We start from the raw sequence: 15,190 nt of genomic DNA on the forward strand, positions 1-15,190 counted from the left end.
CGGTCTGACCAGCCGGGAGCGGGACGTACTGCGCCTGGTCGCGGTGGGCCGCAGCAACCGCCAGATCGCCGAGGAGCTGTTCATCTCCCCCAAGACGGCGAGCGTCCACGTCTCCAACATCCTCGCCAAGCTCTCCGTCACCGGCCGCGGCGAGGCCGCAGCCCTGGCCCACCGGCTGCGGCTCTTCCCACCGGCGAGCCGCCGCTGACCTGCGCCTCTTCGCTCCCGGCCCGTTTGGTGGGGCCTCACTTACGCTTGACGGCAGGAACTCGGCTCCAGGGAGGCGCAGTGTTCAACGCGATAGAGGCTCTGTTCGCACCGGGGCGCAAGCACACCGACGACGAGCGGAAGCGTCTGGAGATGACCCGGGTCGACCTCGCCGACGGCGACCCCGGGCGGGGGCCGATAGACCTGACGTCGGGCAAGGTGGTCGTACGCCCACCGGTCCCGGGGCCCCGCGACGACGACGGCGGGCCTACCTGACCTCCACCTCCAGGATCTTGTCGTCCCCCTTCCCGGGCGTCCCCCGCGAGTCCGTCTCGCTCGTGACCAGCCACAGCTTGTCGCCGCCCGCCGCGAGCACCGTGCGCAGCCGGCCGTGGTCGCCCTTCAGGAAGGCCTGCGGCTTCGGCTCGCCCGCCACGCCCCGTACCGGGACGCGCCACAGCCGCTCGCCGCGCAGGCCCGCCATCCAGACCGAGCCCTCCGCGTAGGCGACGCCGCTCGGTGACGCCTCGGAGGTACGCCACTGGGCGACCGGATCGCGGAAGCCCTCCTCGCCCGCCTTGCCCTCGGCCTCCGGCCAGCCGTAGTTCTCCCCGCCCTTGATCTCGTTCAGCTCGTCCCAGGTGTCCTGGCCGAACTCCGAGGCCCACAGCCTTTTCTGCTCGTCCCAGGCGAGGCCCTGCACATTGCGGTGGCCCAGCGAATACACGGGCGAGCCTTCGAAGGGGTTGTCGGGTGCGGGCTCCCCGTCCGGGGTGAGCCGCAGGATCTTGCCGCCCAGGGACTTCTTGTCCTGCGAGAGGCCCGTCTCGCCCGTTTCGCCCGCGCCCGCGTACAGCATCTTGTCGGGGCCGAAGGCGATCCGGCCCCCGTTGTGGATCATGCCCTTGGGGATGCCCTTGAAGACCGTGTCGGGCGCGCCGAGCTGCTTCCCGGAGGGCTTCTTCTCGTCGTACAGCATCCGGGCGACGCGGTTGTCGGACTCCGTCGTGAAGTACGCGTACACCATGTGGTCCGACGCGTACGACGGGGAGAGCGCGAGGCCCATCAGGCCGCCCTCGCCGCCGGGGGAGACGCCGGGCACCTCGCCCAGCTCCGTCTTCTTGCCCGTCGTGCCGTCGACGCGGGTGATCGTGCCCTCGTCGCGCGAGGAGACCAGGAGGTCACCGCCGGGCAGCGCGGCGAGGCCCCAGGGTGAGTCGAGGCCGGTGGCGAGGGTGCGGGTGACCTTCGCCGAGCCCTTCTCCGGCGGGGGTTCGGCGCCCGGCTTCCCGGTGGGGGACCCGCTCGCGCTCTCCTTCTTCGAGGGGGTCTTACGGTTGTCCGGTCCGTCCGGGCCGCCGGACGAACATCCGGCCGCGAGGGCCAGGACGGCGGCGGTCAACACGGCCGTGACAGCAGGTCGTTGCACGATCAGGATCCCTTCGACGCAGCGCTTCCCCTGTTCATACACCGCCCGCGCCCCGCGCGCTCAGTCCCACGACCCGAGCGCCGCCGGCAGCGCATCGATCTCCGCCAGGTCCGCCCCGGTCAGCCGCACCGCCGCCGCCCCGGCGTTCTCCACCGCCCAGCGCTCCCGCTTGGCCCCCGGTATCGGCACCACATGCCGCCCCTGGGCGAGCACCCACGCCAGCGCCACCTGCGCGGGCGTCGCCCCGTGCCGTTCCGCCACCCGGCGCAGCCCCACCACGAGCGGCTGGTTGGCCGCCATCATCTCGGCGGTGAAACGGGGATGCCGGGCCCGCAGATCGTCCGGCTCGAACCCCTGGCCGGGCGTCAGCGTCCCGGTGAGGAAACCATTCCCCAGCGGCATCGCCGCGAGGAAGCCCACCCCGCGCGCCACGCACCACGGCAGCAGCGCCTCCAGCGCCTCCGGCGACCACACCGACAGCTCGGCCTCCACCGCGCTCACCGGAAAGACCTGCTGCACCCGCTCCAGCTGCCGCAGCGTCAGATCGTGCAGCCCGGACCCGGACCCGGCCGCCCCTGCATTCGACCCGGGCCGCCCCGGCGCCGCACGCCGATGAGCCCGGGCCCCGACCGCGCAGAGCCCAAGGGCCCGCACCTTCCCGGCGGCGACCAGCTCGGCCATCGCGCCCCACGTCTCCTCGATGGGCACCTCGGGGTCGGCGCGGTGCAGTTGGTACAGGTCTATCGTCTCGGTCTGGAGGCGCCGCAGCGAGGCGTCGCAGGCCCGCTTCACATAGCCGGGGCGGCCGTTGGCGACGATGTGCTGCTCACCCACGAGCAGCCCGCACTTCGTCGACACGAACGCCTCACCGCGCCGCTCCTTGAGCACCCGGCCGACCAGCAGCTCGTTGGTGAACGGCCCGTACATGTCGGCGGTGTCCAGCAGCGTCACCCCTTGGCCCGCGGCACCCGTGGCGTCCAACGCGGCGTGCACGGTGCGCAGCGACGCGTCGCCGCGCTGCCGCGATCCGGTGTACGCCCAGGTCATCGGCATGCAGCCGAGTCCGACGGCACCCACTTCGAGCGCCCCCGCGCCGATCGTCCTGCGCTCCACCTGGCCGTACCCTCCCACTCCTCGTCCGGAGATCACCCAAACTATCCGCTGCCGCCCCCGGCCCCGGGCGCGGCCTCCCCACGGCCACCAGGTGACCTGGGCGTATTAGCCTCCTGAGCATGACGACAGATGTATGGCTCCCGTTCGAGGCGGACGACATCGACGGCCTGCCCGAGGCGTCTGAGTCGGGCCTCAACTACCGCTACTGGGACGGCGGTCCGGACTTCCCCGCGGACCCGGCCGACTGCGTCTTCTATGTGGTGCCCTATCTGAAGAGCGCCGAGGTCTCCGTGCGCCCCCTGCCCGCGATGACGTCACTGCGCGTCGTGCAGACGCTGACGGCGGGCATCGACCACATGGAGCCGGGCCTCAAGTTCCTCGCGCCGGGTGTGCGGTTGTGCAACGCGCGCGGGGTGCACGAGGCCAGCACCGCCGAGCTGGCCCTCGGGCTGATCCTGGCGTCACTGCGGGGCATTCCGCGCTTCGTCGAGGGGCAGCGGCGGGAGGAGTGGCGGTCGGGGTTCTATCCGGCGCTCGCCGACAAGTCCGTGCTCATCGTGGGGTACGGCTCGGTCGGTTCCGCCATCGAGGACAGGCTCTCCCCCTTCGAATGTGCGCGGGTGGCGCGCGTCGCGCGCTCTGCCCGTGCCACGGAGCGCGGCCCCGTGCACCCGCTCGCCGAACTGCCGGCCCTGCTGCCCGATGCCGACGTCGTCGTGGTCTCGACGCCCCTCACCGAGGACACCCGTGGCCTGGTGGGCGCCGAGTTCCTGGCCCGCATGAAGGACGGCGCGCTGCTCGTGAACGTGGCCCGGGGCCCCGTGGTCGACACCGACGCCCTCCTCGGCGAACTGACGTCCGGCCGCCTCACCGCCGCCCTCGACGTGACCGACCCGGAACCCCTGCCCGCGGGTCACCCCTTGTGGCACGCTCCAGGAGTGCTCATCAGCCCGCACGTGGGCGGCTCCTCGTCCGCGTACCCGCCCCGGGCCCGGCGCCTGCTCGCCGCGCAACTGACCAGATACGCCGCCGGAAACCCCCTCGACAACGTCGTACGGATCACCGGCAGTTGATCGCTCGGAACCGTTTCGCGCACGCTCCGCACTCGAATGCGTGCGCCCCGTGTCCACTTCACCCTTGATCGTCACGGAGCGTAGAAGGGCTATGTCCCTGAGTGACGACCCTGGTGTATCGTCCCGACAGGGGACGCGCCGTGGACCATGCGGCGCCGGGGACGAGAGATCAGACTGCGAGGGGGGCGACGGGCGATGTATGGCCTATGGGCGGACAATCCGACGCGGCGGGACAGTCGCCGCCGACTCCCACACGCACCGATCCACGGACACCCACGCGGACATGGCGGGAGCCCCGCGAGCGGGCGTCACCGCCCCCCGAAGCGACGGCACGGCCACGGCCGGTGCCCGTACCGCACGGACACGGGGGCGGCGCGGACCAGGGCCGTCCGATGAGCGCCCCGCCGGCCACCACCGTCCTCGAAGCGGGCCTGCCCGCGGCGCCGCTGCCCCCGAGGACGCCGTCGGCCCGCCGCCCCCTGCCGGGCGGCCGAGGCCTCGCCTCCCAGCTCGCACTGCTGCTCATCTGCGGTGCGTACGCCATGGGCTCCGCGCTCGGCTGGGGCTCGGGCCGACTCGCCCTGATCATGGGCGACTTCGGCCTCAGCATCGCCGCCGCGGCCGCTGCCATCTCCTGCTTCTGCTACTCCCGCACGCGCCGCAGCCGCTTTCGACCCGCATGGCTGCTCTTCGCGTGCTCCTCCGCGATGGCGGCCCTCGGCAACGGCGTGTGGGGGTGGTACGAAGTCGTGCTCCAGCAGGAGGTGCCGAGCCCCGGCCTCGCCGACCTGTTCTTCCTGTGCTTCGCCCCGCCCGCCATCATCGGCCTGCTCGTGCTCGCCAAGCGGCCGGTGACCAAGGCGGGCTGGGGCTGCCTCGCCCTCGACTCGTGGCTGATCGGGGGCTCGCTCCTCACGCTCTCCTGGAGCCTCGCCCTCGCGCACAACGCCCAATTCGAGGGCCAGTCCGTCGCGCACGCCGCGTACCTGCTCGCCTACCCGCTCCTCGACATCGCGCTGGTCAGCATGGTCCTCGCGCTGCACTTCAGAAGGTCATCCGCCAACCGCACCGCTGTGAACACCGCCATCGGCGCGCTCGCCCTGACCGTGATGTGCGACGCGCTCTTCACCTCGCCGCTGCTGCACAGCAGCTACCGCTCGGGCCAGCTCCTCGACGCCGGCTGGTTCGCGGGATCGCTGCTCCTGGCGTACGCCCCCTGGGCCGCGCCCTGGCACGCGAGCGGGGGAGCGGGCCCGGACCACGCGCGCGTGGCGGCCGACAGCGACCCGGTGGACGCGCGCTCCGCGGCCACCCGGCCCATCGCCGGATCACTGGCCGCCCTGACGCCGTACCTCGCCGCCGCCGTCTGCACCCTGGGGATTCTCTACAACGTCCTGAGCGGCCGCAGCGTCGACCGCGTCGTGCTCTTCACCGCGGGCACCGTCGTGCTCGCCCTCGTCGCCCGCCAGGGCATCATGCTCCTGGACAACATCACCCTCACCCAGGAGCTGGCCCAGAAGGAGAACCACTTCCGCTCCCTGGTCCAGGGTTCGAGCGACGTCATCATGATCGCCGCCCCGAACGGCATCCTGCGCTACGTGAGCCCGGCCGCCGCCGGCGTCTACGGCCGCGAGGCCGAGGAGCTGGTCGGCTCCGAACTAGCCTCGCTCATACACCCGGAGGACCTGGGCCGGGTCGTCCACGAGGTCCGCAGGTTCCTCACCGCCAACCCCGTCGAGGAACCCACCACCCGCATCGAGTGCCGCTTCCGGTCCGGCAACGGCGACTGGCTGAACGTGGAGTCGACCGTCAACCGCCACCACGGCGGCCTGATCTTCAACAGCAGGGACGTCACCGAACGGGTCCGCCTCCAGGCACAGTTGCAGCACAACGCCGAGCACGACCCGCTCACCGACCTGCCCAACCGCGCCCTGTTCACCCGGCGCGTCAGCCAGGCGCTGACCGGCCGCAGAGTGACCGACCGGGGCACGGCCGTGCTCTTCATCGACCTCGACGGCTTCAAGGCCGTCAACGACACCATCGGCCACCAGGCCGGTGACGAACTGCTCATCCAGGCGGCGCGCAGACTTCAGGAGGCGGTGCGTGCGGGCGACACCGCCTCCCGGCTCGGCGGCGATGAGTTCGCGGCTCTCATCGTCGGCGACGGGACAAGGGACCAGGCCGCCAGGGAGCAGCACATCTACGAACTCGCCGACCGGCTGAGAATCACCCTCTCCCAGCCCTACGCCATCGACGGCAACGACGTGCGCGTCGCGGCCTCCATCGGCGTGGCCTTCGCCGAACCGGGCATCGGAGCGGGCGAGCTGCTGCGCAACGCCGACCTCGCGATGTACCGCGCCAAGGCCGCGGGCAAGGGCCGCGTCGAGCTGTACGCCCCCCAGATGCAGGCCGACGTCGTGCGCAAGGCGGAGCTGGCCACCCGGCTGCGCTCGGCCCTGCACGACGGCGAGTTCGCGCTGCTCCACCAGCCCGTGGTCTCCCTCGACGACGGCCGGATCACCGCGGTCGCCGCGCAGGCCCGCTGGCGCTCGGCGCAGGGCATCCTCTTCACGCCCGCCGAGTTCCTGCGGGTCTCCGAGGCCGGAAGCGGCAGGGACGGCGGGAGCGGCAAGGAGGGCGACCGCGCGGCCGAGCTGGGCCGCTGGATGCTCGAAGCCGCCGTCGAGCAGGCCGCCGAGCGCGGCCGCGCCGGGCACGCGGTGCCGGTGACCGTCCGTATGAGCGCCCGGCGCCTCCTGGACCGCGCCATGCCCCTCGGCTCCATCGAGGCGCTGCTCACCCGGCACGGCCTGCCCTCCGGAGGGCTCATCATCGAGCTGGCCGACAGCGACCCCCGGGTCTCCCTGGACGACCTGGAGCGCCGCCTCACGGCCCTGCGCAGGCTCGGCGTCCGGATCGCCCTCGACGGCTTCGGCAGCGGCTACGCGGCGATCACGGCGCTGCGCCGGCTCCCCGTCGACGTACTGAAGCTGGACCGCGGCCTGGTCGAGGGCGTCGTGGAGTCCGCGCGGCTGAACAAGATCACCGCCGGGCTGCTGCGCATCGCGAACGACCTCGGTCTCGTCTCCGTGGCCGACGGCGTCGACCTGCCCGAGCAGGTGGTCGCCCTGCGCGCCATGGGGTGCACGCACGGGCAGGGCGTGGCGTTCTCCGGGCCGCTCGACGAGTACCGGCTGCGCAGGGCGCTCGCGCTCGGTGAGTACCCCGTCCCGCGCGGCCCGGCCGAGCCGGTCCTCGCGGGCGGGCCCTCGGGGACGTACGCGGCAGGCTCCTCGGCGGCGTACGTGACGGGGTCCTCGGCGGCGTACGCGGCAGGCGCCCCCGGGGCCTACGCGAGCGGGCCCGCGGGGGCGTACGCCAGTGCGCCTCAGGGGACCTACTTGGGCAGCCCCTCGGCCTACGCCCGTTCACATAATGAGACCCCCATCCCACCTACTTGACAGGCACTGCGTGCCGGGGGGAGGGTCAATGCCATGCGCACCCGAATTCTCGTACTTGGAAAGCGCGTCGGCTGAAGCTGGGACCGACCGGTCCGGAGACCGGATCCCCAGCGACCGCACCCGGCGCGCTCCCCTCGCTTGCCTCACGGCACGAGGGGTTTTTTGTTGCACTGGCACCCGCCAAAACCCTGCGAAACCCCCGCGAAAACCCTCAGCTTCGAGAAGAGAATGCCGATGACCGAGCAGGCCACCGGGGCCCACCATCCGCAGCCGCGGCCCCGATCCTCAGGACAGCAGTCCGCCCCCGTCGAGCACGTCACGGGCGCGCAGTCCCTCATTCGTTCTCTCGAGGAAGTCGGGGCCGACACGGTGTTCGGCATCCCCGGCGGCGCCATCCTTCCCGCGTACGACCCGATGATGGACTCCACCCGGGTCCGCCACGTCCTGGTCCGCCACGAGCAGGGCGCGGGGCACGCCGCCACCGGGTACGCCCAGGCCACCGGCAAGGTCGGCGTCTGCATGGCGACGAGCGGCCCCGGCGCCACCAACCTCGTCACGCCGATCGCCGACGCCCACATGGACTCCGTCCCGATGGTCGCGATCACCGGGCAGGTGGCCTCCAAGGCGATCGGCACGGACGCCTTCCAGGAGGCGGACATCGTCGGCATCACGATGCCCATCACCAAGCACAACTTCCTGGTCACCAAGGCCGAGGACATCCCGCGCACCATCGCCGAGGCCTTCCACATCGCCTCGACGGGCCGCCCGGGCCCCGTCCTCGTGGACATCGCCAAGGACGCCCTCCAGGCGCGGACGACGTTCTCCTGGCCGCCGCAGCAGGACCTGCCCGGCTACCGCCCGGTCACCAAGCCGCACGCCAAGCAGATCCGCGAGGCCGCCAAGCTCATCACCGCGGCCAGGCGCCCGGTCCTGTACGTCGGCGGCGGCGTCCTGAAGGCACACGCCACCGCCGAGCTGAAGGTCCTCGCCGAGCTGACCGGAGCGCCCGTCACCACCACCCTGATGGCGCTCGGCGCGTTCCCCGACAGCCACCCGCTGCACGTGGGAATGCCGGGCATGCACGGTGCGGTCACCGCCGTCACCGCGCTGCAGAAGGCCGACCTGATCGTCGCCCTCGGCGCCCGCTTCGACGACCGCGTCACCGGCAAGCTGGACAGCTTCGCCCCCTTCGCGAAGATCGTCCACGCCGACATCGACCCGGCCGAGATCGGCAAGAACCGCGCCGCCGACGTGCCGATCGTCGGCGACGCCCGCGAGGTCATCGCCGACCTCGTCCAGGCCGTCCAGGCCGAGCACACCGAGGGCCACACCGGCGACTACTCCGCCTGGTGGAACGACCTCAACCGCTGGCGCGAGACCTACCCCCTCGGCTACACCCAGCCGGAGGACGGCTCGCTCTCCCCGCAGCAGGTCATCGAGCGCGTCGGCCAGCTGGCCCCGGAGGACACGATCTTCGCCGCGGGCGTCGGCCAGCACCAGATGTGGGCCGCGCACTTCATCCAGTACGACAAGCCGGCGACCTGGCTCAACTCCGGCGGCGCCGGGACGATGGGCTACGCGGTCCCGGCCGCGATGGGCGCCAAGGCCGGTCAGCCCGGCCGCACGGTCTGGGCGATCGACGGCGACGGCTGCTTCCAGATGACCAATCAGGAGCTGACCACCTGCGCCCTGAACAACATCCCGATCAAGGTCGCCATCATCAACAACGGCGCCCTCGGGATGGTCCGCCAGTGGCAGACGCTCTTCTACAACCAGCGTTACTCCAACACCGTCCTGCACAGCGGCCCCGAGGACATCGGTCCCAACAAGGGCACCCGCGTCCCGGACTTCGTGAAGCTCTCCGAGGCCATGGGCTGCGTGGCGCTGCGCTGTGAGCGCCCCGAGGACCTGGACAAGGTCATCGCCGAGGCCAACGCCATCAACGACCGCCCGGTCGTCGTCGACTTCATCGTCCACGAGGACGCCCAGGTCTGGCCGATGGTCGCCGCCGGCACCTCGAACGACGAGGTCATGGCCGCCCGCGGGGTCCGCCCCGACTTCGGCGACAACGAAGACGACTGAGACCGAGAGCGAAAGAGAGACCACGAGCCATGTCCACCAAGCACACGCTCTCCGTCCTGGTCGAGAACAAGCCCGGCGTCCTCGCCCGGATCACCGCCCTGTTCTCCCGCCGCGGCTTCAACATCGACTCCCTCGCCGTGGGCATCACCGAGCACCCCGACATCTCGCGCATCACCATCGTGGTGAACGTCGAGGAACTGCCGCTCGAACAGGTCACCAAGCAGCTCAACAAGCTCGTCAACGTCCTGAAGATCGTCGAACTGGAGCCGGGCGCCGCCGTGGCGCGTGAGCTGGTCCTCGCGAAGGTCCGCGCCGACAACGAGACCCGCTCCCAGATCGTCGAGATCGTCCAGCTCTTCCGCGCCAAGACCGTGGACGTCTCCCCGGAGGCCGTCACCATCGAGGCGACCGGCAGCAGCGACAAGCTGGAGGCCATGCTCAAGATGCTGGAGCCCTACGGCATCAAGGAACTGGTCCAGTCCGGCACCATCGCCATCGGCCGCGGCTCCCGCTCCATCACGGACCGCAGCCTGCGGGCGCTCGACCGCAGCGCCTGACCCCGGGCTCCCGGTACCCCTCTCGGATACCGAGACCCCTGAACTTCCCTCCCTGAGCCCGCCGTACGGTGGGACGCAACACCAGCACACATAGGAGATTCCCAGTGGCCGAGCTGTTCTACGACGACGACGCCGACCTGTCCATCATCCAGGGCCGCAAGGTCGCGGTCATCGGCTACGGCAGCCAGGGCCACGCCCACGCGCTGTCGCTGCGCGACTCGGGTGTCGACGTCCGCGTCGGTCTGCACGAGGGCTCCAAGTCCAAGGCCAAGGCCGAGGAGCAGGGCCTGCGGGTCGTCACCCCCGCCGAGGCGGCGGCCGAGGCCGACGTCATCATGATCCTGGTGCCGGACCCGATCCAGGCCCAGGTCTACGAGGAGTCCATCAAGGACAACCTCAAGGACGGCGACGCCCTGTTCTTCGGCCACGGCCTGAACATCCGCTTCGGCTTCATCAAGGCCCCCGAGGGCGTCGACGTCTGCATGGTCGCGCCCAAGGGCCCGGGCCACCTCGTCCGTCGTCAGTACGAGGAGGGCCGCGGCGTTCCGTGTATCGCGGCCGTCGAGCAGGACGCGACCGGCAACGGCTTCCCGCTGGCTCTCTCGTACGCCAAGGGCATCGGCGGCACGCGTGCGGGCGTCATCAAGACGACCTTCACCGAGGAGACCGAGACCGACCTCTTCGGCGAGCAGGCCGTGCTCTGCGGCGGCACCGCCGCGCTGGTCAAGGCGGGCTTCGAGACGCTGACCGAGGCGGGCTACCAGCCGGAGATCGCGTACTTCGAGTGCCTCCACGAGCTGAAGTTGATCGTCGACCTCATGTACGAGGGCGGCCTGGAGAAGATGCGCTGGTCGGTCTCCGAGACCGCCGAGTGGGGCGACTACATCACCGGCCCGCGGATCATCACGGACGCCACCAAGGCCGAGATGAAGAAGGTCCTGACGGAGATCCAGGACGGCACGTTCGCCCAGCAGTGGATGGACGAGTACCACGGTGGTCTGAAGAAGTACAACGAGTACAAGTCGCAGGACGAGAACCACCTGCTGGAGACCACGGGCAAGGAGCTGCGGAAGCTGATGTCCTGGGTCAACGAGGAGGCCTAGTCCGCGCCGGGTCCGGGGCACCGCCTCGGGGCTCCGCCCCGGACCCCGCTCCTCAAACCCCGGAGGGGCTGATTCCTGGCTTCCGTCGTTGTCCAACCCGTCCAGCCACGGACGGGTGATCCTTCCGTAGAGGCGCATGCCGAGGGCGTTGGCGCCACTATGCTTCTGTTCAACATTCGCGTCGGGCCCACAGCGTCGTGCGTCTTCCACGCGGCTAGCACCCTCCACCGCCTGCGGCCGTCGGGACGGCCGTCCGCAATGGACTTGTGAGGACTCACGTGAGCACTGCTGCCACCGGCAAACCCGTCGTACTCATCGCTGAAGAGCTGTCGCCCGCCACCGTCGACGCCCTGGGCCCGGACTTCGAGATCCGGCAGTGCAACGGCGCGGACCGCGCCGAGCTGCTGCCCGCGATCGCCGACGTCGACGCGATCCTGGTCCGCTCCGCGACCAAGGTCGACGCCGAGGCCATCGCCGCCGCCCGGAAGCTGAAGGTCGTCGCCCGCGCGGGCGTCGGCCTGGACAACGTGGACGTGTCCGCCGCCACCAAGGCCGGCGTGATGGTCGTCAACGCCCCGACGTCGAACATCGTCACCGCCGCCGAGCTGGCCTGCGGCCTGCTCCTGGCCACCGCGCGCAACATCCCCCAGGCCAACGCCGCCTTGAAGAACGGCGAGTGGAAGCGCTCCAAGTACACGGGCGTCGAGCTTGCCGAGAAGACCCTCGGTGTCGTGGGCCTCGGCCGCATCGGCGCCCTCGTCGCGCAGCGCATGAGCGCCTTCGGTATGAAGGTCGTCGCCTACGACCCGTATGTGCAGCCCGCGCGCGCCGCCCAGATGGGTGTGAAGGTGCTGTCGCTGGACGAGCTGCTTGAAGTCTCCGACTTCATCACCGTCCACCTGCCGAAGACCCCCGAGACGCTCGGTCTCATCGGCGACGAGGCGCTGCACAAGGTCAAGCCGACCGTCCGCATCGTCAACGCCGCGCGCGGCGGGATCGTCGACGAGGAGGCGCTGCACTCCGCCCTCAAGGAGGGCCGCGTCGCGGGCGCCGGTCTGGATGTGTACGCGAAGGAGCCCTGCACGGACTCCCCGCTCTTCCAGTTCGACCAGGTCGTCTGCACCCCGCACCTCGGCGCCTCCACGGACGAGGCGCAGGAGAAGGCGGGCGTCTCCGTCGCCAAGTCGGTGCGCCTCGCGCTCGCCGGTGAGCTGGTGCCGGACGCGGTGAACGTCCAGGGCGGCGTCATCGCCGAGGACGTGCGCCCCGGTCTGCCGCTCGCCGAGAAGCTCGGCCGCATCTTCACCGCGCTCGCCCAGGAGGTCGCGGCCCGCCTCGACGTCGAGGTGTACGGCGAGATCACCCAGCACGACGTGAAGGTGCTCGAACTCTCCGCGCTCAAGGGCGTCTTCGAGGACGTCGTCGACGAGACCGTGAGTTACGTGAACGCGCCGCTCTTCGCCCAGGAGCGCGGTGTCGAGGTGCGCCTGACCACCAGCTCCGAGTCGCCCGACCACCGCAATGTGGTCACGGTGCGCGGCACGCTCTCCGACGGCGAGGAGATCGCGGTCTCCGGCACGCTGGCCGGACCCAAGCACCTCCAGAAGATCGTCGCCATCGGTGAGTACGACGTGGACCTGGCCCTCGCCGACCACATGGTCGTCCTGCGGTACGCCGACCGCCCGGGTGTCGTCGGCACCGTCGGCCGCGTCCTCGGCGAGGCCGGCATCAACATCGCCGGCATGCAGGTCGCCCGTGCGGACGTGGGCGGAGAGGCGCTGGCCGTGCTCACCGTCGATGACACCGTGCCGCAGTCGGTGCTGACCGAGCTTGCCGAGGAGATCGGCGCGGAGTCCGCGCGTGCGGTGAATCTCGGCGACTAGCGCGGGCTGCGAGCCGGCGGCGCCGTCATCACCGGCTCCGCCGAGTTCGTCCTCAAACGCCGGACGGGCTGGATTTGGCTTCGGTGAGTCTGTTCTCTGACGCCGGGTGGGCTGGGTGCTTCTCCAGTCCGCCCGGCGTTTCGTTTTCCCCCGTGTCCGCCCCGCGCAGCGCGCTCGCCGCCAGTGTGGCCGCCGCCACGAGGATCGCCGCTCCCGTCAGCGCGGCGACATGCATGCCGCCGGTGAAGGCCTCGCGGGCCGAGGTCAGGAGAGCGTCCGCCGTGCGGGCGGGCAGATGGTGCGCGGCCGCCACCGCGCCGCCCAGCGTCTCGCGGGCCTGGGCGGGGGCCCAGTCGGGGATCTGGTTCCGGTAGACCGCGTTGCCGATGGAGCCGAGCAGCGCCATGCCCATCGCGCCGCCGAACTCCTGCCCCGTCTCCAGGAGCGAGGACGCGGTGCCCGCCTTCTCGGCCGGGGCGGCGCCGAGCGCCAGATCGGTGAGCTGTGAGCCGACGACGACCGCGCCGCAGGCCAGTACGCCCGCCCCGGCGAGGACCAGCCACAGGGAGTCGGTGCCGGTCAGGAAGAGAAGGGCGTAACCGCAGGCGGAGAGGGTGAAACCGGCGGCGACGACATGGGCGCGGTCCATGCCGCGCTGCACGAGCGCCGTGGCGACGGGGGCGGTGACGCCGATGAGGAGCGAGGGCAGCAGCGACCACAGCGCCGCCTCCAGGGCGCTCTTGCCGAGCACCGACTGCAGATACTGGGTGGTGAAGTACGCCGAACCCATCATCGCCAGCGACGAGACGAGGTGCAGCGAGACGGCGGCGCCGAAGACGCGGCCGCGCCCCCGGAAGAGCTCCGGCGAGATCATCGGCGCGGTGGTGGTGCGCTGCCGGTGGACGAAGAGGGCGGCGAAGGCGAGGCCGACGGCGATCGAGGCCACGTAGGAGACTCTGACGCCCTCCGTCGGGATCTCCTTCAGGCCCCAGACCAGCGGCAGTACGGCGGCCATCGACAGCGGCACGCTCAGCAGGTCGAAGCGGCCGGGTTCCGGGTCCTTGAACTCCGGGATCAGGACGGGCGCGAGGACGAGAAGCAGCACCATCGCGGGCAGGTTGACGAGGAAGACCGAGCCCCACCAGAAGTGCTCGACGAGGACACCGCTCAGCACCGAGCCGAGCGCGATGCCGGCGACCATGACGGCCTGCCAGATGCCGATGGCCTTCGCGCGCTGTCCGGCGTCGCGGAACATATTGCGTACGAGGGCCAGCGTGGACGGCATCAGGGTCGCGCCGCCGATACCGAGGACCGCGCGGGCCGCTATCAGCAGCTCGGCGCTGTTCGCGTACGCGGCGGTGAGCGAGGCCGCGCCGAAGGCGAGGGCGCCGAACATGAGCAGCCTGCGGCGGCCGATGCGGTCGCCGAGGGAGCCCATCGTCATCAGCAGCCCGGCGAGCACGAACGCGTAGATGTCGAAGATCCACAGCTGCTGCGCGCCGCTCGGCCGCAGATCCGCGCTGACCTCGGGGATGGCGAAGTAGAGGACGGAGACGTCCATGGAGACCAGGAGCAGCGGGAGCATCAGGACGGCGAGGGCGGTCCACTCCTTGCGGGTGGCACGGGGGTTCGTTGGCATGGCGGCAACGGTACGTACGTCTTATACGGTTGTCTAGTACGGACGTATAGATCACTTGTATGGATCGCGGAGTAGGGTGCCCCGCATGGGACACCGTGAGGATCTGCTCGAAGGGGCCAAGCGCTGCCTGCTGGAGAAGGGGTTCGTGCGCACGACGGCACGCGACATCGTGAAGGAGTCGGGGGCGAACCTGGGTTCGATCGGCTATCACTACGGCTCGAAGGACGCGCTGTTGGCCCAGGCCTACATCGCGCTCATCGAGAACGCGGGGGACGTGGGGGTGCCCAGCGGCGGCACCGCCGAGGGCGGTTCGCTGGAGCGGTTCCAGGAGGCGTGGTCGAGCCTCCTGAAGACCTTCCCCGAGTCCCGCGGCATCTGGCTGCTCACCTTGGAGGTCGTCACCCACGGTGAACGCCTGGCGGGCGTAAGGGAGTTGCTGGTCAAGGCGCAGAGCGAGGGGCGTGGTGGGCTCGCCGCGCAGTTCATCGGCATCGCCGAGAGCGAGCTGCCCGAGGACGTCGTGGAGAGCGAGGGCCGCTTCTACACCACGCTGCTCAACGGCCTGATGGTCCAGTGGCTCTTCGACCCGGACTCGGCGACCACCGCCGAACAGCTCACGGAGGGGCTGCGGCGGGTGATGGAG

At 71.0% G+C, this 15,190-nt stretch carries 12 protein-coding genes; 9 read left to right on the forward strand and 3 right to left on the reverse strand.

Annotated features, from left to right (window positions below):
* Positions 1–208 (forward strand): response regulator transcription factor (locus GKQ77_RS14420; protein WP_219689139.1); only part of this gene is annotated, 208 nt, incomplete at its 5' end.
* Between the two features lie 80 nt (positions 209–288).
* On the forward strand, positions 289–483 hold the full coding sequence (locus GKQ77_RS14425; protein ID WP_219689140.1) for a DUF6191 domain-containing protein: 195 nt from the start codon (positions 289–291) through the stop codon (positions 481–483).
* Here GKQ77_RS14425 and GKQ77_RS14430 read toward each other — a convergent pair.
* Together GKQ77_RS14430 and GKQ77_RS14435 are read right to left on the reverse strand one after the other, a co-directional pair.
* Complete coding sequence (locus GKQ77_RS14430) at positions 476–1,642, reverse strand: PQQ-dependent sugar dehydrogenase (RefSeq protein ID WP_219689148.1); 1,167 nt, start codon at positions 1,640–1,642, stop codon at positions 476–478. The two genes, GKQ77_RS14425 and GKQ77_RS14430, sit on opposite strands and share 8 nt — an antisense overlap.
* 54 nt (positions 1,643–1,696) lie before the next feature.
* Positions 1,697–2,749 (reverse strand): aldo/keto reductase, encoded by a 1,053-nt coding sequence (locus tag GKQ77_RS14435; protein ID WP_219689141.1) that lies wholly within the window; start codon positions 2,747–2,749, stop codon positions 1,697–1,699.
* 119 nt (positions 2,750–2,868) lie between these two features.
* On the opposite strand from GKQ77_RS14435, the gene GKQ77_RS14440 reads away from it, so the two are divergent.
* The 6 genes from GKQ77_RS14440 (at position 2,869) to serA (ending at position 12,908) form a co-directional block, all read left to right on the forward strand.
* On the forward strand, positions 2,869–3,822 hold the full coding sequence (locus GKQ77_RS14440) for a 2-hydroxyacid dehydrogenase (RefSeq protein WP_219689142.1): 954 nt from the start codon (positions 2,869–2,871) through the stop codon (positions 3,820–3,822).
* Between the two features lie 392 nt (positions 3,823–4,214).
* Positions 4,215–7,283: a putative bifunctional diguanylate cyclase/phosphodiesterase gene (locus tag GKQ77_RS14445; RefSeq protein ID WP_219689143.1), complete on the forward strand. Its 3,069-nt coding sequence runs from the start codon at positions 4,215–4,217 to the stop codon at positions 7,281–7,283.
* Positions 7,284–7,517: 234 nt separating this feature from the next.
* Entirely contained in the window at positions 7,518–9,365 is a 1,848-nt protein-coding gene (locus tag GKQ77_RS14450) for an acetolactate synthase large subunit (RefSeq protein ID WP_219689144.1), read from the forward strand.
* A 29-nt stretch (positions 9,366–9,394) separates the two neighbouring features.
* On the forward strand, positions 9,395–9,922 hold the full coding sequence (ilvN, locus tag GKQ77_RS14455; RefSeq protein WP_219689145.1) for an acetolactate synthase small subunit: 528 nt from the start codon (positions 9,395–9,397) through the stop codon (positions 9,920–9,922).
* 104 nt (positions 9,923–10,026) lie between these two features.
* Entirely contained in the window at positions 10,027–11,025 is a 999-nt protein-coding gene (gene ilvC, locus GKQ77_RS14460) for a ketol-acid reductoisomerase (RefSeq protein ID WP_125515269.1), read from the forward strand.
* Positions 11,026–11,303: 278 nt separating this feature from the next.
* Positions 11,304–12,908: a phosphoglycerate dehydrogenase gene (gene serA / locus GKQ77_RS14465; protein ID WP_125515270.1), complete on the forward strand. Its 1,605-nt coding sequence runs from the start codon at positions 11,304–11,306 to the stop codon at positions 12,906–12,908.
* Between the two features lie 52 nt (positions 12,909–12,960).
* Here the strand turns inward: serA and GKQ77_RS14470 are convergent, their stop codons facing one another.
* A complete protein-coding gene (locus GKQ77_RS14470) occupies positions 12,961–14,547 on the reverse strand; it encodes an MFS transporter (protein WP_219689146.1) in 1,587 nt (528 codons plus the stop codon).
* Positions 14,548–14,632: 85 nt separating this feature from the next.
* On the opposite strand from GKQ77_RS14470, the gene GKQ77_RS14475 reads away from it, so the two are divergent.
* A partial coding sequence (locus tag GKQ77_RS14475; protein ID WP_219689147.1) for a TetR/AcrR family transcriptional regulator occupies positions 14,633–15,190 on the forward strand: 558 nt, incomplete at its 3' end.

Origin of the sequence: Streptomyces anatolicus (assembly GCF_019400875.1) — a bacterium.
Taxonomy (GTDB): Bacteria; Actinomycetota; Actinomycetes; order Streptomycetales; family Streptomycetaceae; genus Streptomyces; species Streptomyces anatolicus.

Excerpts from the sequence above, each read along its gene's own strand:
- GKQ77_RS14440 (WP_219689142.1), top strand. The coding sequence starts at position 2,869 with ATGACGACAGATGTATGGCTCCCGTTCGAGGCGGACGACATCGACGGC.
- GKQ77_RS14445 (WP_219689143.1), top strand. The coding sequence starts at position 4,215 with ATGAGCGCCCCGCCGGCCACCACCGTCCTCGAAGCGGGCCTGCCCGCG.
- GKQ77_RS14450 (WP_219689144.1), top strand. The coding sequence starts at position 7,518 with ATGACCGAGCAGGCCACCGGGGCCCACCATCCGCAGCCGCGGCCCCGA.
- ilvN (WP_219689145.1), top strand. The coding sequence starts at position 9,395 with ATGTCCACCAAGCACACGCTCTCCGTCCTGGTCGAGAACAAGCCCGGC.
- GKQ77_RS14470 (WP_219689146.1), bottom strand. The coding sequence starts at position 14,547 with ATGCCAACGAACCCCCGTGCCACCCGCAAGGAGTGGACCGCCCTCGCC.